This window comes from Erythrobacter litoralis (assembly GCF_029760855.1).
GTDB classification, from domain to species: domain Bacteria; phylum Pseudomonadota; class Alphaproteobacteria; order Sphingomonadales; family Sphingomonadaceae; genus Qipengyuania; species Qipengyuania litoralis_A.
The window spans coordinates 170,139-188,826 of the sequence record NZ_SOSI01000004.1; the positions used below are offsets into that span (position 1 = coordinate 170,139).

General features: G+C 64.4%; 14 protein-coding genes. 11 read left to right on the forward strand and 3 right to left on the reverse strand.

Annotation, left to right across the window (positions count from 1 at the left end):
• Positions 1–32: 32 nt before the first annotated feature.
• Positions 33–1,604, reverse strand: a complete 1,572-nt coding sequence (locus E3U23_RS09150; protein ID WP_279350941.1) for an alkaline phosphatase D family protein — start codon at positions 1,602–1,604, stop codon at positions 33–35.
• 236 nt (positions 1,605–1,840) lie between these two features.
• On the opposite strand from E3U23_RS09150, the gene E3U23_RS09155 reads away from it, so the two are divergent.
• The 7 genes from E3U23_RS09155 to E3U23_RS09185 all read left to right on the forward strand — a co-directional run bounded on the left by E3U23_RS09155 (position 1,841) and on the right by E3U23_RS09185 (position 12,786).
• Positions 1,841–2,938 (forward strand): YjgN family protein, encoded by a 1,098-nt coding sequence (locus E3U23_RS09155; protein WP_347710018.1) that lies wholly within the window; start codon positions 1,841–1,843, stop codon positions 2,936–2,938.
• 4 nt (positions 2,939–2,942) lie between these two features.
• A complete protein-coding gene (locus E3U23_RS09160; protein WP_279350942.1) occupies positions 2,943–4,034 on the forward strand; it encodes a M48 family metallopeptidase in 1,092 nt (363 codons plus the stop codon).
• Between the two features lie 40 nt (positions 4,035–4,074).
• Positions 4,075–4,824 carry an alpha/beta hydrolase gene (locus tag E3U23_RS09165; protein WP_279350943.1) on the forward strand — a complete coding sequence of 250 codons (750 nt, stop codon included), beginning with the start codon at positions 4,075–4,077 and terminating at the stop codon, positions 4,822–4,824.
• On the forward strand, positions 4,821–5,687 hold the full coding sequence (locus E3U23_RS09170) for a tetratricopeptide repeat protein (RefSeq protein WP_279350944.1): 867 nt from the start codon (positions 4,821–4,823) through the stop codon (positions 5,685–5,687). Before E3U23_RS09165 ends, E3U23_RS09170 begins: the two co-directional genes overlap by 4 nt.
• Positions 5,684–6,673, forward strand: a complete 990-nt coding sequence (locus E3U23_RS09175) for an LLM class flavin-dependent oxidoreductase (protein WP_279350945.1) — start codon at positions 5,684–5,686, stop codon at positions 6,671–6,673. The genes E3U23_RS09170 and E3U23_RS09175 overlap by 4 nt, the downstream gene beginning before the upstream one ends.
• A 136-nt stretch (positions 6,674–6,809) precedes the next feature.
• Positions 6,810–11,507, forward strand: a complete 4,698-nt coding sequence (locus E3U23_RS09180; protein WP_279350946.1) for an NAD-glutamate dehydrogenase — start codon at positions 6,810–6,812, stop codon at positions 11,505–11,507.
• Between the two features lie 52 nt (positions 11,508–11,559).
• Positions 11,560–12,786 carry an NAD(P)/FAD-dependent oxidoreductase gene (locus tag E3U23_RS09185; RefSeq protein WP_279350947.1) on the forward strand — a complete coding sequence of 409 codons (1,227 nt, stop codon included), beginning with the start codon at positions 11,560–11,562 and terminating at the stop codon, positions 12,784–12,786.
• On the opposite strand, the gene queG is transcribed toward E3U23_RS09185, so the two are convergent.
• Positions 12,770–13,828 carry a tRNA epoxyqueuosine(34) reductase QueG gene (queG, locus tag E3U23_RS09190; protein ID WP_279350948.1) on the reverse strand — a complete coding sequence of 353 codons (1,059 nt, stop codon included), beginning with the start codon at positions 13,826–13,828 and terminating at the stop codon, positions 12,770–12,772. The genes E3U23_RS09185 and queG overlap by 17 nt on opposite strands.
• Before the next feature lie 45 nt (positions 13,829–13,873).
• Here queG and E3U23_RS09195 point away from each other — a divergent pair, with 45 nt between their 5' ends.
• The 4 genes from E3U23_RS09195 to msrB all read left to right on the forward strand — a co-directional run bounded on the left by E3U23_RS09195 (position 13,874) and on the right by msrB (position 18,018).
• On the forward strand, positions 13,874–14,872 hold the full coding sequence (locus E3U23_RS09195; protein ID WP_279350949.1) for an ABC transporter ATP-binding protein: 999 nt from the start codon (positions 13,874–13,876) through the stop codon (positions 14,870–14,872).
• Positions 14,869–16,062, forward strand: a complete 1,194-nt coding sequence (locus E3U23_RS09200; protein ID WP_279350950.1) for an ABC transporter permease — start codon at positions 14,869–14,871, stop codon at positions 16,060–16,062. The genes E3U23_RS09195 and E3U23_RS09200 overlap by 4 nt, the downstream gene beginning before the upstream one ends.
• 106 nt (positions 16,063–16,168) lie before the next feature.
• Positions 16,169–17,488 carry a cytochrome P450 gene (locus E3U23_RS09205; RefSeq protein ID WP_279350951.1) on the forward strand — a complete coding sequence of 440 codons (1,320 nt, stop codon included), beginning with the start codon at positions 16,169–16,171 and terminating at the stop codon, positions 17,486–17,488.
• 35 nt (positions 17,489–17,523) lie between these two features.
• Complete coding sequence (gene msrB / locus E3U23_RS09210; RefSeq protein ID WP_279350952.1) at positions 17,524–18,018, forward strand: peptide-methionine (R)-S-oxide reductase MsrB; 495 nt, start codon at positions 17,524–17,526, stop codon at positions 18,016–18,018.
• A gap of 15 nt (positions 18,019–18,033) precedes the next feature.
• On the opposite strand, the gene E3U23_RS09215 is transcribed toward msrB, so the two are convergent.
• Positions 18,034–18,651 (reverse strand): PilZ domain-containing protein, encoded by a 618-nt coding sequence (locus E3U23_RS09215; protein WP_279350953.1) that lies wholly within the window; start codon positions 18,649–18,651, stop codon positions 18,034–18,036.
• Positions 18,652–18,688 lie beyond the last annotated feature (37 nt).

Sequence of the window (18,688 nt, forward strand, 5' to 3'; positions counted from 1 at the left end):
GTGGCAGGAGATAAGCAAAATCACCGCACCGATCAAGCTACGGTTATCTTGCGCTGTCCGGCGAGCGTGGTCAGGCGCTGTGTCGCGACCACATCCGAAGCCTTGTCGCGGACATTGCCGATGAAGCGGTATTCGCTGCTCGCCCGCTCCGGCGTCAGCTCCAGCGCCATATAGCCCCGCCGCGACGTATCGGCCCAGGCGAGCTGCGGATTGGCCTCCCGCAACGCCTGCGCGAGCCGTTCTGGCGGAAGCGTGGGAGGTGCGCTTTCATAGCCGGGCGAGGTGACCGAATGGCCCGCGAACTCGACGCCCGCTCGCTCACCAGCATGGTCGAGATTGAAGCCCCAGCCATTATGCGAATCGCCCGACAGGACCACGAGATCCGCATCCGCCTCGCGCGCCGCCGCCAGCACCCTGTCGCGCGCGGCGGGATAGCCGTCCCATGCATCCATGTTGAGGGGCAATTCCTCGCGCGCCGCCGCCGCGCCGAGCAGGATGCGCTGGCGAACGTAATCGGGCACGTCGGCGGGCAGGCTATCCAGCAGTCCGGTCGGCGTTTTCAGCTTCCCCATGATGACCTGCTGCGCCAGCACCTGCCACGTCTTGCCTGCCCGGCGGGAGGATTGCAGGCCGTCGAACAACCAGGCTTCCTGCTCCGCGCCGAGCAACTGCCGGGCGGGATCGACATAGTCCCCATCCCGGAAGGCGGCAAAGGCGCGCGCGATCCGGTCCGGAGAGGTCTCGGCTCCGATCAACGCGCCGAAATCGAATTGTTCGTCGCGCCCGAGAAGCCGCGTATCCAGCGCGAAAAGGGTCGCCAGATCGCCGATCTCGTAACGTTTATAGGGCGCGTCCGACACCGGCAGCCATTCGCGGTAGGCGCGGATCGCCGCGGCCTTGCGTACGTCCCATGGTCCTTCGGTGTCCGGCTGGTGATTCTGCGCGCCGTCCTCCCAGGAATCGTTGGCGCTTTCGTGATCGTCCCACACCATGATCATGGGATAGAGTTGCGTCAGCCGCTGCAAATCGGGATCGCGGCGATAATCGGCATGGCGCAGGCGATAGTCCGCAAGCGAGACGATCTCGGTTTCCGGCGTCAGCACCCGCCCCGGCTCGAATTGCTCGCGCGAGGGATAGGTGCCGAGCCCGTATTCGTAGATATAATCGCCGAGATGCGCGACCATGTCGAACGCATCGGCTTCGGCGGCATGGCGGTAGGCGTTGAACCAGCCGAAGCCGATGTTCGAGCACGAGAACACCGCCATCCGCCAGCGCGCGGTCGGTCCTTGCGGCAAGGTGCGGGTGCGTCCGATATCGGATTGCGAACCGTCGGGCGCGGTAAAGCGGTAATAATACCACGTGCCGGGTGCGAGGCCGCTTACCTCGGCCTTGGCGCACCAGTCGCGCTGCGGCGACGCAGGCGTCGAGCCCTCCGCAACCACACGACCGGTCGAAGGGTCCGTCACTTCCCACGCTAGCGACGTATCTTGCTCGGCGACGAACCGCGTCCAAAGCAGCATCCCGTCCGACGACGGTTCCCCGCTGGCGATGCCATGCGTGAAACCACGCTCGCGTGTTTGCGCCGCGAGAGGCGAGGCCAGCAATCCGGCGCCAAGGGCTGCGCCTTTGAATAGACCACGCCGGTCGAGCGCAGGGAGGCGGGCGGCGGCGGGCGGAGCGGTATCGAGTATGGGAATCGTCCTTTCTGCAACACCCGATGCCCTGCCGTCATAACGCCTTCATGACAATCGCGCACCTATTCCGAGCTCTTCTTCGTAAATCGTTGACATTCGATCGGCTACAGCCGCATCCTGCACGAGGGATCGAGTGGGGGAATACGATGAATACCATGTCCGACATGCGGGACATGACACCCGACAGCGCGTTCGGGTTCGACGGCAACTGGAAGGACTTCGCGAAGATCGCGTTGCCCAACCTGCTGCTGACGATCGTCACATTGGGCATTTACCGCTTTTGGGCCACGGCTCGCGAGAGGCGCTATCTGTGGGCGCACAGCCGTTTCGTGGACGAGCGGCTTGAATGGTCGGGCACCGGGCTGGAACTGTTCATCGGCTTCGTCCTGGTCGCGGTGACGATCCTGCTGCCCTTGTTGGGCCTGAACTTCCTCATCCAGAGCCTTACGCTACGCGGCGAGACGGTAGCCGCCGGCATTCTCACCTTGGTCCTGTTCGTCGGCCTGTATTACCTGACCGGCCTCGCCCGGTTTCGCGGACTGCGTTACCGCCTGTCGCGCACCCATTGGCGCGGCATTCGCGGCGGCAGCGACAATCAGGGCTTCGGCTACGGCTTGTCTTACGTCTGGAAGAATTTCGTCGGCTTCGTTCCGATCGGCTTACTGATTCCATGGTCGATGACGAGCCTATGGAACGAGCGCATGAACAAGATGAGCTTCGGACCCAACCGGTTCGAAGCCCATGCCGAAAGCGGCAACATCTTCGCCCGTTTCCTGCTGTTCTATCTTGCGCCCTTCGTGTTCTTCATCGGAGCTATGGCACTCGCATTCACAGGAGCGCTCGCCGGATACGGACTGGGCGATGAAACCGGGGCGGCGGCGGGCGGCATCGCCGCCATTGTCGGCGCGGTGCTGTTTTTCTATCTTGGTCTCGGGCTCATCGCAGTCGCTTTCTACGCGAAATACTATCGCGAAGTCGTCGGCGCAACCTCGTGGGGCAACATCAATTTCGCGTTCGAGGCATCGACGATGCAGTGGTTCAAGCTGCTACTCGGCGATGTCGCCTTGGTCATAGTCACTCTCGGCATCGGTTTCGTCTTCCTGAAGTACCGTCACTGGAAATTCTTCATGACGCATATGGAAGCCGGCGGCGAAATCCTGCTCGACGACCTTAGCCAATCGACCACCCGCGTCGCCGGACACGGCGAAGGGCTGCTCGACGCGTTCGATATCGGCGCGGTCTGATCCGGTGCGCGAACCCGTTCTGATCGAGGCCAGCTGGTATGACGGGCTAAGCGCTGTGCGCCACGAAGGCGAGGCGCTGTGGCAGGGCGGCGATAGGCTTACCCTGCGCACCGAATACACGGCGTTCGACGTGCCCTTGTCCGATCTCGCCTATGGTGAGCGGCGCGGCACGGCCGATGTTTACCGCCGAACGAGCAATGCGGGCTTCCGCCTGTCGCTTCCCCACACTCTGCCGCCCGATCTTGCCGCGCACATGCCGGCGAAGAGCGATTACGGTGCGTGGGTCGACAAGCTCGGCCTCGGCAAGGCGGCGGCGATCTTCGCAGTCGTCAGCGCCTCGCTGGCGGCGATCTTCCTCACCGCGCCGACCTGGCTCGGCCCGCGCATCCCGATGAGCTGGGAGCGCAATTTGGGCGAGGCGATGGTCGGCGATTTCGGCGGGCGGCTGTGCCATACGCCCGAAGGCGATGCCGCGCTCGCCAAGTTGCTCGGCAAGGTCGATCCTGCGGGCGAGAAGGTGCGCGCCGGTGTCGCCAATATCGGCATGGTCAACGCGGTTGCACTGCCCGGCGGCCAGGTGCTTCTGTTCGACGGCCTGATCCAGCAGGCGGAAAGCCCGGAGGAACTGGCCGGCGTTCTCGGCCACGAGGTCGGCCATGTGCGCGAGCGGCACGTGATGAGCGCGCTGCTCCGCCAGTTCGGCCTTTCGATCCTGCTTTCGGGCGCCAATTCCGGCGTCGGCGATACGGTCTTCGGCCTCGCCTCGATGAACTATTCGCGCGATGCCGAGCGTGAGGCAGACGAATATGCCCGCGCCCGCATGGCGGAAAGCGATGTGTCGCCCATCGGCGCGGCAAGCTTCTTCGAGCGGATTGGCGGCGGCAGCAAAGAGGATTCCGAAGAAGCGGCGGAAAACGAAGGTTCGGTGTTCGATTGGGTCGCCAGCCACCCCGCACCCGGCGAACGCGCCCGCGCCTACCGCAATGCCGTGGATGAGGATGTCCAATACCGCCCGGCGCTCAGCAAGGCGGAGTTCGATGCGCTCAAATCAATGTGCGAAAACGATCCGGACGTCGAGGAGTTCGAATTCTTCTGACCGCTTGCAATGACCGCCAAGCGCTTCCAGCTTGGGTGGCATGAGCGATATCCAGTACCATGCGATGCCGGACGGTCGCCGGATCGCCTTCCGGCTCACCGAAGGCAGCGGCCCCGCGCTGGTGTTCCTGCCCGGCTACATGTCCGACATGGCGGGCAGCAAGGCGACCGCCCTGTTCGACCGGGCAAAGGCACAGGGGCGGTCCTGCCTCCTGCTCGATTATTCGGGGTGCGGCAAAAGCGATGGCGATTTCGTCGACGGCACCCTCTCGCGCTGGCGCAACGAGGTTCTGGCGCTGATCGAGGCGCAGCTGCGCGGGCCGGTTGTGCTGGTCGGCTCGTCCATGGGTGGCTGGCTGATGCTGCTCGTCGCCGAGGAGCTGGGCGATCGGCTCGCAGGAATGGTCGGCATCGCCGCCGCGCCGGACTTCGCCGATTGGGGTACGTCCGAGGCGCATAAGGCGGCGCTGAAAGCGGGCGAAACGGTGTTCGAGGACAACCCCTACGGTCCCGATCCCACGCCGACGCATCCGGGCTTCTACGCCGATGCAATGACGCTGGAACGGCTCGGGTCCGAAATTGCCATCGATGCCCCGGTGCGCCTCCTTCAAGGCCAGCGCGATGCCGACGTGCCGTGGGATGTCTCGATGCGCCTCGCCCGGAGGCTGCGTTCGGACGATGTTCAAGTCGCGCTGGTCAAGGATGGCGATCACCGCCTCTCGCGCCCGCAGGATATCGCCCTGCTGATGCGCATGGTGGACGCGCTTCTCGAACCCGGACACGACCCATGATCGCCACCTTCGCTCAGATTGCCGTGCTCGCCCTAGCGCAGGTCGGCCCCAATCCCACGGTCGGCGGGATGCCCGGCGTGCCGGATGAACTCGCCAACCGACCGCCCCGCGAACAAGCGGCTCGGCAACCGCAGGATGCGCCGCTCGGGCAATGCCTGCGGATGGCGAGCGACAATCCGGATGCTGCGCTCGATTATGCGCAGTCGTGGCGAGAGAGATCGGACGGCGCGCTCGATCTCGCGCAATCCGCGCATTGCTTGGGGCTCGCAATGGTCCAGCTCGGCCGGCTGGAAGAAGCGCAGCAGGTGTTCGACCTTGCGGCCGGCGAAGTGCCAGAGAACAATCTGACTTATGCCGCTCGGCTTTCGGCGATGGCCGGCAACGCTGCGATGGCCCGTCAGCGACCCGACGAGGCGCTCCCCCTGATCGACCGCGCCGGCGGCATGGCCCTGGCGGCGCAGGACCAACCGCTCGCCGCGCAGCTTCGCGTCGACCTTGCGCGCACGCTCGTCGCCCTTGGCAACGATGCCGATGCGGAAAGGGCGCTGGCCGAGGCGCGCGATGCCGATGCGACCAATGGCGAAGCTTGGCTGCTCTCGGCCACCCTTTCGCGCCGCATGAAACGCTATGGCGAGGCGCAGCAGCAGATCGAACGCGCGGGCGATCTTGCGCCGCGCGATCCGGCGGTCGGCCTCGAAGCCGGCGTTATCGCAGCTTTGTCTGGCCGCGAGCAGGACGCCATCCGCAGCTTCCAGTCCGTCGTCGAAGTCGCGCCCGATAGCTACGAGGCGAACCGTGCCAAGGGCTATCTCGAACAGCTCGGCGGCGATGATCCGCAAACAGAAAGCCCCCCTTCCCGATGACCGATTTCTCCATCCTCGATCTTGTCCCGGTTCGCGAAGGCGAAAGCCTGACGAGCGCGTTCGATGCGGCACGCGATCTTGCCATCGCCGCCGAACGGGCCGGCTGCAAGCGGTTCTGGGTCGCCGAGCATCATGCGATGGAAGGCATTGCCGGAGGGGCTACCTCCGTCGTCCTTGCGCATATCGGCAATGCCACCAGCCGCATCCGCATCGGTTCGGGTGGCATCATGCTACCCAACCATTCGCCATTCCAGATCGCCGAGCAATTCGGAACGCTCGATGCGCTGTTTCCCGGCCGGATCGATCTCGGTCTCGGGCGGGCGCCGGGCGCGGGCCCCGAATTGCAGCGCGCCTTGCGCAAGGACCTGCACCGCGCCGCCGAGATGTTCCCGCAGGATGTCGTCGAACTCCGCGCGTTGTTCGCGGGCGAGGCCGAAGTGCGCGCAACGCCGGGTGCGGGCGCGAACCTTCAAATGTGGATCCTCGGCTCCAGCCTGTTCGGTGCGCAGCTCGCGGCGCGGCTCGGCCTTCCCTATGCTTTTGCCAGCCACTTCGCGCCCGATCATCTCGACAATGCCCTGATGATCTATCGCCGCGATTTCCAGCCGTCCGAAGCCTGCGAAAAACCGCACGTCATGGCAGCGATGAACCTCTTCGCTGCCGACACGGAAGAAGCCGCACACACCCTAGCCAGTTCGCAATTGCAGGCGTTCGTCGCCTTGCGCACCGGTCGTCCGCGCAAGCTGCAGCCGCCGATCAAGGGCTACCGTGAAAGCTTGCCCGCGCAAGCGCAGGCCATGCTGGCGCATATCGGGCAAGCGAGTGCGATCGGAACACCGCGCCAGGTCGCGGAAGACATCCGCGCATTCAAAGCGCGCACGCAGGCCGACGAGATCGTGCTGGCCGGGCCCACTTTCGACCCGGCAGCGCGGATACGCTCGCTCGAACTGACGATGGACGCTCTCGCCGATGCCGTAGCGGCCTGACGGGTTTTCCCTGCGGCGCGGCGGCTTGCCGCATACGATTTCAAGGCCTAGGCGAAGGGCAACAGCGTCGCGTCCAGTGCGACTCGTTAATTGCCCGGCGCGGTAATTTTCATGCGCCGCCAGACATGAGAGATCGATGGCCACCGAAGCTCCCGCCGTTTCCAAAGCACTCGCCGATGCCCTAGCCACTCGGATGAAGGATTCGCTCCTTCCCACCGATACGCCGCTGGACGAGACACGGCTCGATCAGGCCGCGCGGTTCGTTCTGGAAACAGGTCTCACGCGCGAATTCGGGCAGGCGGCCATCGCGGTGGAATCGGTTAGCGAGGAACGCCGGATGACGCGCCTCGCCGTCATCAACGACGACATGCCGTTCCTCGTGGATTCGATCGCGGCCGCGATCGCCGCGCAAGGTATCTCGATCGACCGGCTGGTCCATCCCGTCGTCCCGGTGGAGCGGGACGCGAAGTGCCGCCTCACGGCCATCCGCAAGGGCGAAAAGGGCAAGACCTATTACGAATCGATGATCTACATCGAGACCGAACGCGTGGAAGCGCGGCAGCGACGGGCGATCGAACAAGCCGTAGTCGAAGCCGTCGACGACGTGCGCGCTGCCGTGGCAGATTGGCCCAAACTGCAGGACCGCATGAAGACGGATGCCTCCGCAGTGCAGGACGAGGAAGGCCGCGAGTTGCTCGGATGGCTTAACGACGGAATGCTCACGCAGCTCGGCCATGTGACACGCCGCCGCGACGGCAAGCAATCGGGCGCGCTCGGCATCTGCCGTACCAGCGCCAGAGACTTGATGGCGGACGCCTCGTGGGAACGGGCCTTCGCCTGGTTCGACGATGCGGACCACACCCGCGAACCGCTGATTGTCAAGGCCAACCTCGTCAGCCGGGTGCATCGCCGCGTTCCGCTCGACCTGTTCATTGTCCCGCAGCGCGAAAACGGGAAACTCGCCGCCCTGTCGGCCCATGCCGGGGTGTGGACCAGTGCGGCGCTCGCCTCTCCGCCGCGCAGTGTGCCGATCCTGCGCCAGCGGCTCGACATCATTCGCGACCGGCTGGATTTCGACGAGGGCGGGCATGCCGGCAAGGCGCTGGTCCATGCGCTTACCACCCTGCCGCACGATCTGATGATCGGGTTCGCTCTGCAGGATGTGGAACGGGTCGCATCGACCATGATGAGCCTGGTCGACCGGCCGCGCCCACGCCTCGCGCTGGTAGAAGCCGCGCTCGCCCGGCACTTGTTCGCCTTCGTATGGATGCCGCGGGACATGCTGGCAACGCAAGTCCGCCTGCGCATTCAGGATATGCTCGAAGAGGGATCGGGCGGTCGCCTGCTCGACTGGAGCCTCGAGGTGGAAGGTGGCAATCTCGCCATGCTGCGTTTCGTGCTCGACATTCGCGAAGGCCGGACCGAGTTCGACGAAAGCGCGCTCGAAAACGAATTGCAGACCATGCTGCGCGGCTGGTCCGAAGCGGTCGAGACGGAGCTTGCCGAATACGAGGAACCGGGCCGGGCCGCCGCCGTCGCCCTGCGCTTCGCCGAAGCCTTTCCGGCAGACTATCGCGCGAAGTTCGGCGCCAAACAGGCGGCGATGGACATTGCGCGGCTGCGCCGGTTGCGCGCCCATGCAGACGACGGGGAGCGTGCGCTGCGCCGCCGCGATGCGCGCCTGTTCCGCACCGATCGCGACGGTCCTTCCGCGCTGCATCTGAAGCTCTACCAGGAAGAGGGCTCGCTGCCTCTGTCCGATGCCGTGCCGGTGCTGGAGAATTTCGGCTTCCACGTGCAATCGGAAATTCCTACCGTGCTCGACGACGGACAGCTCGGCACGATCCATGATTTCGTGCTGCAACTTGCGCCCGGCATCGATGCGGAAGACCTCGTCGCGCGTGCCGATGCGATCGAGGAGGCAGTTGCCCGGGTCATCAACGGCGCCTCGGAGAACGACACCTTCAACCGGCTGGTCTCCGAAGCGCAATTGAGCGAACGCGAGGCGAACTGGTTGCGCGCGTTCTATCGCTATCTGCGCCAGACCGGCATGGGCTTCACGATCTACACGGTGGTGGATGCGCTGGCGAAGGCCCCCGAAATCACCCGCGCCCTGTGCGCCTTGTTCACCGCCCGCCACGATCCCGATTTCGGATCGCAGAGCGTGCGCGAAGCCGCGATGGACGAGGCGCGCGAGACGATCCGCCGCGGCCTCGCCAATGTGAAGGCGATCAACGATGACCGCCTGCTGCGGCTCTACAATTCGCTGATCGATGCGATTTTGCGCACGAACGCCTTCGCCCCGGCGGCGAACGAAGCGGTCGCATTCAAGATCGACAGCAAGCTGGTGCCGAACCTGCCCAAGCCGATCCCGTGGCGCGAGATCTTCGTCTACTCCCGCCAGGTGGAAGGCATACACCTGCGCGCCGGGCCCGTGGCGCGCGGCGGCCTTCGCTGGTCTGACCGGAGGGACGACTTCCGTACCGAAATACTCGGCCTGATGAAGGCGCAGAGGGTGAAGAACGCCGTGATCGTGCCGACCGGCGCGAAAGGCGGCTTCTATCCCAAGCAGCTTCCCGACCCCGCCCTCGATCGCGAAGGATGGGCCGCAGAAGGGCAGGCAAGCTATGAAGCCTTCATCCGCACGCTGCTGTCGGTCACGGATAATATCGCCGACGACGAGGTGGTGCATCCCGAAGGGGTCGTGATCACCGACGGCGAAGATCCCTATTTCGTAGTCGCCGCGGACAAGGGCACGGCGCGCTTCTCCGATGTCGCCAACGCCATCGCCGAAAACCAGGACTTCTGGCTCGACGATGCCTTCGCGTCCGGCGGCTCCAAGGGATACGACCACAAGGCGATGGGCATCACCGCGAAAGGTGCCTGGGTAAGCGTGCAGCGCCATTTCCGCGAAATGGGTGTCGACGTGCAGACCGACCCGATCCGTGTGGTCGGCTGCGGCGACATGTCGGGCGATGTGTTCGGCAACGGCATGCTCCTGTCGAAAACGATCAAACTGGTCGCCGCCTTCGATCACCGGCACATCTTCATCGATCCCGATCCCGATCCGGCGAAAAGCTGGAAAGAGCGCAAGCGCATGTTCGACCTGCCGCGTTCGAGCTGGGAGGATTACGACGCCAGCCTGATCTCGCGCGGCGGCGGCGTGTTCCCGCGCGATGCGAAGAGCATCAAGATCTCCAAGACCGCGCAGAAGGCCTTGGGTGTCGAGAAAGGCGAGTTCGAGCCCGAGGAACTGATCTCTGCCATCCTGAAGGCGCCGGTGGACCTGATCTGGTTCGGCGGTATCGGCACCTACATCAAGGCGAGTGCTGAGAATAACGTGCAGGTCGGCGATCCCACCAACGATCCCCTGCGTGTCGATGCGAACGAGCTGCGGGCGAAAGCGATCGGAGAAGGTGCCAATCTCGGCGTGACGCAGGCCGGGCGCATCGAGTTCGCGCTCGACGGCGGGCGCATCAACACCGACTTCATCGACAACTCCGCCGGCGTCGATTGTTCGGACAACGAGGTCAACATCAAGATTGCGCTCGCCGCGGCGAAACGCGCGGGCAAGCTTTCCGAACCCAAGCGGGTCGAACTGCTCGAGGCGATGACCGACGAGGTGGCAGCGCTGGTTTTGGAGGACAACCGCTTGCAGGCGCTCGCTCTGTCCATCGCCGAGATCGGCGGCGCATCCGCGATGGCCTCGCAATTGCAGCTGATCGACACGCTGGAGGCGGGCGGTAATCTGGACCGCCGGACCGAAGGGCTCGCCGAAAGCCAGGCGTTGCAACGCCGTGCGACGGACGGTGCAGGCCTCACGCGGCCGGAACTCGCCGTCCTGCTTTCCTCAACCAAACTCGTTTTGCAGGATGCCATCGAGCGTAGCACCTTGCCTGACGATGCGCTGCTCGAAGCGACGCTTATGCGCAGCTTCCCCGAACCGATGCGGGAAAAGTTCAAGCAGCAGATCGAAAACCACCGCCTACGCCGCGAAATTATCGCGACAAAGCTGGCGAACCTGATGGTCAACCGACTCGGCATGGTGCACCCGTTCGAACTGGCGGAGGAAGAAGGTGTCGAACTGGCGGAAGTCGCCTCGGCTTTCGTCGCCGTGGCGCACTTGTTCGATCTTGGCGCACTATGGCACGATCTCGATACCGCGAAGATCGATGAGAAGGCCCGGCTCCTCATGTTCGACCGATTGGCGGCAGCGATCGGCAATTTGATGTCCGACGTGCTACGCAGCGCCGGCGGACGTGTCGATCCGAGTGCGCTGGTCGGCGATCTTGGAAAGAACGTTGCCCTGCTGGGCCAGTCGACCGGCGAACTGCTCAGCAGCGAGATCAAGGCGCAATCCGGCCGTCTGCGCGAAAGCTTCGTCGATGCAGGCGCGACAGACGCGCTGGCCGGCAAGGTCGCGCATCTGTTCGATCTCGATGGTTCGGTCGGCCTCGCCCGGCTGGCCAGCGATACTGGAATCGATGCGGAAGCGCTGACTTGCGCCTTCTCCCTTATCGGCGGCGAACTCGGCATCGACTGGGCGCAGAGCACGGCGGCGCTGATGAACCCGTCCGACGTGTGGGAGCGCTTGCTCGTGTCGGGTCTTGCGCGCGATTTCCAGCAGATGCGCCTCGAATTGCTGCGCCGCTTGGCACGCCGGAAGAACGCGAAAAGCGATATAAACGGTGTTATCGTCCACTGGCTCGACGATCACGAACTGGCTGTGAAGCAGTTCCGTCAGATAGTCGGCAGGGCTCAAGCGCAGACGCCGATCGCGCCCGCCATGCTTGCGCAGGTGGCCAGCATGGCGCGCAACCTCCTGATGCGGTGAGACAGTCTGTGCGGCTTGACGCACAAGCCCATAACCGTCAGCCGTGGCGTCCATGAAGCACTATGATGTCGTCATCGTGGGTTCGGGCCATGGCGGTGCGCAGGCGGCCATCGCCTTGCGCCAGGCGGGTCATGCCGAACCCATCCTGATGGTCAGCCGCGATCGCAATCCGCCCTACGAGCGCCCGCCGCTGTCGAAAGAATATCTCGCAGGCGAGAAGCCGTTCGAGCGCATCATGCTACGGCCCGAAGCATTCTGGGCCGAGCGCGACGTCGAATTGCGGCTCGGCTGCAACGCGAACGAGGTCGATGCCGAGGCGCATTCGATCCGGCTGAGCGACGGGGAGAGTATCAGCTATCGCAAACTGATCTGGGCCGCGGGCGGCGATCCGCGCCGCCTGTCATGTAGTGGGGCGGATTATGCCGGCATCCACACCATCCGCAGCCGCCGGGACGTCGACGCTCTACGCACCGAAATCGAAGGAGGCGCGCGCCGCGCGGTAATCGTCGGCGCGGGTTATATCGGGCTCGAAGCTGCCGCATCGCTGCGCACGCTCGGCTGCGAGGTCACGGTCGTGGAGATGCTCGACCGGGTGATGGCGCGCGTGGCGGGAGAGGAACTCTCCGCCTTCTACGCCGCCGAACACAGGGCGCACGGAGTCGATCTCAGGTTCGAAACCGCCGTCGAGAAGATCGAGGGCGAGAACGACCGGATCGCAGGCGCCGTCCTTTCCACCGGAGAGACGCTGCCGTGCGACGTTGCCATCGTCGGCATCGGAATCGTACCCTCGGTCGGCCCGCTGATCGCGGCAGGCGCGGCGGGCAGCAACGGGGTGGACGTCGACGAATACTGCCGCACCTCGCTCGACGATATTTACGCCATCGGTGACTGCGCCGCGCACGCCAACCCCTATGCCGAGAAGTCGGTGATCCGCCTGGAATCGGTGCAGAACGCCAACGACATGGCGAATAACGCCGCCCGCGCGATCATGGGCGACAAGCGGGAATACGACGCGGTGCCGTGGTTCTGGTCGAACCAGTACGACCTGCGCCTGCAGACGGTCGGCATATCCACCGGGCACGACGACGCCGTGCTGCGCGGCAATCCCGCAGCACGAAAATTCAGCGTGATGTATTTACGCGAAGGGCGGGTCATCGCGCTCGATTGCGTGAACAACACCCGCGATTATGCGCAAGGGCGCAAATTGGTCGAGGCGCGCGCGGTAATCGGTCGCGAGCGATTGGCCGATCTGGGTACGCCGCTCAAAGAGATGGTCTGAGCCGGCCGGCAGCCCAATCCGCCGCCTCCGCCACCACTGCATCGGGATCCCCTCGCAGACGCTCGACCGCGCCGACCAACTCCGTCGAACGGCTGTTCCCCGCCGCATACAGGCAATTGCGTACGAACCGGTCGCGCCCGATCCGCTTGATCGGCGAACCGGAGAAGAATTGCCGGAACCCCGCATCGTCGAAAGCGAGGAACTGCGCGAGACGCGGTGCGGTCAATTCTTTGCGCGGAGCCAGCTTCATGTTCCGGTGCGCCGTATCGGCGAACTTGTTCCACGGACATACCGCGAGGCAATCGTCGCAACCATAAATGCGATTGCCGAGCGCAGCGCGAAATTCCTCCGGCACCGGGCCCTTGTGCTCGATGGTCAGGTACGAAATGCAGCGCCGCGCATCGAGCTTATAGGGCGTGGGAAAGGCATCGGTGGGGCACGCATCCTGGCACTTGTGGCACGATCCGCACCGGTCGGCATGCGGCGCGTCGGGCGCGAATTCTAGCGTGGTGTAGATCGCGCCGAGGAACAGCCAGCTGCCATGCACCGTGCTGACGAGATTGGTATGCTTGCCCTGCCAGCCGATCCCTGCCGCCTCACCCAAAGGCTTCTCCATCACCGGCGCGGTGTCGACGAATACCTTGAGCTCGCTCTCCGGTTCGCGCGCGATCAGCCAGCGGGCGAGCGCCTTCAGCGCCTTTTTCACGACATCGTGATAATCGCGGCCCTGCGCATAGACCGAAATGCGTGCAGCCTCCGGATCGCCTTCCAGCGCCAGCGGATCGACATCCGGTGCATAGCTCATGCCGAGCGCGATCACACTGCGGGCCTCCGGCCACAGGCCTTGCGGCGAGACGCGCTGGCTTTTGCGCGCTTCCATCCATTCCATCGACCCGTGCGCGCCTTCGCCGAGCCATTGCTCCAGCCGCTCCGCGCGCACGGGATCGCCGCGAGCATCGGTGAAGCCGCACGCCGCGAAGCGCAGCGCCGCCGCCTCTTCGCGCAGCGCCTCCTGCAAATCCGGTGAAGCCGGCTTAACCAATTCTGCTGTTGCTCCTCTTCATCCTCACGGCGTATCGCGCGCACCATGCTTACCGAGGCCCACGCCATCCCGCCAGCATCGCGCACCAGCCAAGGGCCGCTGGCGATCGAAGCGCGCGGCCTCGTGAAACGGTTCGACGAGACACTGGCCGTGGACGGGGTGGATATTTCCGTCCCCGAAGGTGCGATCTACGGCATTCTCGGCCCAAATGGCGCGGGCAAGACGACGACGCTGCGCATGCTGCTCGGCATTATCGACCCGGACGAAGGGTTGCGCCGAGTGTTCGGCCACGACCGGCCGCAGGAGATTGCCCGTCTGATCGGCTATCTGCCCGAAGAGCGCGGCCTCTATCCCTCGATGCGATGCGACGAGGCGATCGCTTTCATGGGTGCACTGCGCGGCGTGCCAATCGGGGAAGGTAAGCGCAGAGGGCGCGAACTGCTCGAAGAACACGGCCTTGGCCATGCGGTGGAGAAGAAGATCCGCGCATTGTCCAAGGGCATGGCGCAGACGGTGCAGTTGCTCGGCACGCTGGTCCATCGCCCCAAGTTGGTCGTGTTCGACGAGCCGTTCAGCGGTCTCGACGCGCTCAACCAGGGCAAGCTCGAACGCATGATCCGGCGGTTGGCGGAGGACGGGACCACGGTGATCTTCTCGACCCACGTGATCCACCATGCCGAACGCCTGTGCAACGACGTCGCCATCATCGCGAGCGGAAAGGTGCCTTATGCCGGATCGGTCGATGCGGCGCGCGACCGGATACCGGCGCAGGTCCGGCTGGAAACGCGGCGCGGCGACGGCGAATGGCTGCGCGCCCTGCCGCCCAGCACCGAGCGCGAGAGCAAAGCCGGGGGCGGGCATTTCTGGTATTTCCCTCTCCCCGAGACCGGGATCGAAGCGTTGATGCGCGACCTGATCGAAGGCGAGGCGGGCGTGCTGTCCTTCTCGGTCGAGCGGGCGGGGCTGCACGATGCCTTCGTCGAAATCGCCGGCGAGGCGGCGGCGCGCGCACTTGAGGCGGATGCGCAGGGAGCGGCAGCATGATGCATGAAACCGCCCGCCTCGGTCTGTGGCATGCCGCCTATGTCATGGCGCGGCGCGATTTTCGCGCGATCCTGTTTTCCAAGGCCTTCGTACTGTTCCTCTTGGGCCCGCTTTTCTTCATCGGGATCAGCCTCGTCGCCGGAACGCTCGGCGCCCGGGCAGCGGAGAGTGCCGCCCCCGCCCGCCTCGCCGTTGCCTTGCCGCAAGCCGAAGCTGCTGCATTCGAGCGCGCCTATGCCTATCTCGATCGGGCGGTAAACCTGCCGCCCATGCGCGCCGTGCCCGTCGATAGCGCGCATGACAGCACCCGGCTGCTTGCCGATCCCGCGGCCAATTTTGGCGCCGTGGTGACAGGATCGCTTGCCGCCCCACGGCTGATCGGAACCGAAGAACGGCTCGAAAGCTGGCGCGGCGAGGTCGCATTGATCGTCGCCGAGGCGCAAGGCGGCGGCAGCGGCGCGATCCCCGACATCGCGCTCGAACCGACCAAAACCAGCGTCGCCACCCAGCGCAGCGCGCGCGTCGCCACCGCGACCGGGGCGATCACACTCCTGTTCCTCCTGACCATGCTGCTCGCAGGGATGGTCCTCTCCAACCTGGTCGAGGAAAAGGCGAACAAGATCATCGAGATCCTGGCCGCGGCCATTCCGATGGATGCTGTGTTTTTGGGGAAGCTCCTCGCCATGCTGGCGCTGAGTTTCGTGGGCATCGCGGTATGGGGATCGCTTGTTCTGGTGGGCGTTGCCGTCGGCGGCGCCGCGCTCCCGGCCCTGCCCGTTCCGGCGGTCGGCTGGCCGCTATTCGTGCTGGTATTCGTGCTCTATTTCTCGATGGCCTACCTCTTGATCGGCTCGGTCTTCCTGACGATCGGCTCGATGGCGCCGACGGTGCGGGACGTGCAGACCATCTCCATGCCGGCCACGATCATGCAGCTCGCCGTGTTCTTCCTCGCCACATTCGCGATGAACTCGCCCGGCTCGCCGGTCGAGCTGTTCGCGGCGATCTTTCCGCTGTCCTCGCCTTACGCGATGGTTGCCCGGGCTGCGCAATCTATGGCGATGTGGCCGCATCTTGCCGCGCTCGTATGGCAGGCGATCTGGGTCGCGCTGTTCGTGAGGAGCGGTGCGACGCTGTTCCGCCGCAAGGTCATGAAGTCCGGCCCGTCGAAGCGAGCTACTAAAGCGGCTTGAGCATCCGATCGGTTCGGATTTGCAACCGGACCTTGACTCGCGCGGCGCATCGCGCAGGATGCGTTCCAAAGGCCCGCGAGAGACGGGCTTCTCAAGGAGAGACACGATGGCCACCCTCGCCCAGCGTCCCGAATGCCGGACCGAGCCGACCGCATACGATGCACTGAAACGCCATTTCGCGGAACATCCCGAATCGCATCTGGTGCATCCGAACAAGTGGGACGTCAGCCGGTCCGACATCTATGCGGAAGATAGATGGCAGCCGATCTTCCGCGAAATGCGCGAGGCGGGGCCGCTCCATTATATCGAGGAAAGCCCGTTCGGCCCTTATTGGGCGGTGGTGCAGCACAAGGCGATCCAGCATATCGAGGCGTTGCCCGAACTGTTCTCCTCGAGCTGGGAGCATGGTGGAATTACTATCCTCGACCGGCGGGACGACGTGCCGGAAGAAGAACGGCTCGAACTGCCGATGTTCATCGCCATGGACAGACCCAAACATACCGGCCAGCGCCGCACCGTCGCGCCGAAATTCACGCCCTCGGCGATGACCGACATGGAAAGCGAAATTCGCGCGCGGACCGGCGAGGTACTCGACCGTCTGCCGCGCGGCGAGACCTTCGACTGGGTCGATACCGTTTCGATCGAGTTGACCACGGGCATGCTCGCCATCCTGTTCGGCTTTCCCTGGGAAGACCGCCGCCTGCTTACCTTCTGGTCCGATTGGGCGGGCGATACCGAACTCGCCAGCGTGCGCGATCTCGACGATACGCGGCGCGGAATGCTGCACGAGATGGCTGGCTATTTCATGTCGCTCTGGGGCGAGCGCGCGCAGCAGGACCCGACCGGCGATCTCATTTCGATGATGATCCATTCCGACGCGATGAACCAGCAGAGCCCGCAGGAATTCATGGGCAATCTCGTCCTCCTGATCGTCGGAGGGAACGACACGACCCGCAATACGATGAGCGGCATCGTCCACGCGTTCGACAGATTCCCCGATCAGCGCAAGCTGTTCGAGACGCGGCCCGATCTGATCCCGAACGCGGTGCAGGAATGTATCCGCTACCAGACCCCACTCGCCCATATGCGGCGCACTTGTACCGAGGATACGGAGCAGTTCGGGCAGCAGATCAAGGCAGGCGACAAGGTCGTGCTGTGGTACCTTTCGGCCAATCGCGACGAGCAGGTGTTCGACAATCCCGACAAACTCGATATCGAGCGCGAAAATGCGCGTCGCCACCTCGCCTTCGGTTACGGTATCCATCGCTGCGTCGGGGCACGGCTGGCGGAACTGCAGTTGAAGATCCTGCTGGAGGAAATGCATTCCCGGCGCATGCGCGTACACGTCGCCGGCGATGTCGAACGGGTGCGCGCGAATTTCGTCCACGGGTTCCGCAAGCTCGAAGTCGAGGTGACCGAATTCTAAGCGGCGGTTCAGGCAGAATGCGCTAAGGTTTTATCATGACCGACATCAAACCGTCTCGCCGCTCGCTTCTCACCTGGCTCGGTGCCGGAACCGGCTTCGCCGTTCTGGCGGGCTGCGGTTCGAACAAGGCCGAGGCCAAGAGCTTCCCCGTCTCGATGAGCGAGGCGCAATGGAAGCAGAAACTGACCGCGGCCGAGTTTCGCGTACTGCGCAAGGAGGGCACGGAACGCCCTTACACTTCACCGCTCAACAAGGAGAACCGGGCGGGTACGTTCACCTGTGCCGGCTGCGCCAACCCGGTCTATTCGTCCAAGACGAAGTACGATTCCGGAACCGGCTGGCCGAGCTTCTGGCAAGCCATTTCGGGCGGCGTCGGCACGAGCACGGATTACAAGCTGGCCTACCCACGCACCGAAGTGCACTGCGCCCGCTGCGGCGGCCATCTCGGACATATCTTCGATGATGGCCCGAAGCCGACCGGGAAGCGCCACTGCATCAACGGCATCGCGATGGATTTCAAACCCGCCTAGGTCGAATTGATTGGCCTACTTGCTCAGCATCGCAGGGCATTGAAGGGCCGCGGCGGTGAGGGCAAACTCCCGTAGCGAGTACGTATTCTCGAAAACGAGCCCGTAATTCTCATCGCGGCGCCAGCGGACTTTCGCCCGGACATCCGCGATGCCGGCGCCTTCGATCCGCACCGTCTGATCGATGGAGAAGATCTGGTCACACTCGATGCGTGCACCTTGCTGCGACAGGTTGAGCGTCACGGCCTTAGCCCGCTGCGTAAGCGTCGTGATGACTAGCGGAACCGTAATATTGAGCCGCAATTGCCGCTTCGGATAGTTCCAGGTTTCGTGGATCAACCTGTCGACTTCGATGGGCTTGCGAAACTGATAGCTTGCATCGAACCCCTCGCGCCGAACCTCCTCCAGTTCGAATTGCTCGCCATTCTGCAACTCCAGTGCAAGTTGGGGATCGGTCGGGAGGTTGTGGAATGTCCGAAGACCGATCCCGTTGGCCGAAACGTCGCGAATCACGCAGAGGAATTCGCCTTGGCCGCAAACCAGCTTCGCGGCACGGATCAGCGAGAGGAATCGCGGTGCCGACCGCTGATCGGTGACGGGATCGACAGTTTCGTGCCTAAAGCCCCCGTATTCCATTCTCTTCCAACCCCCAATCCAGTGAACCAATCGACTT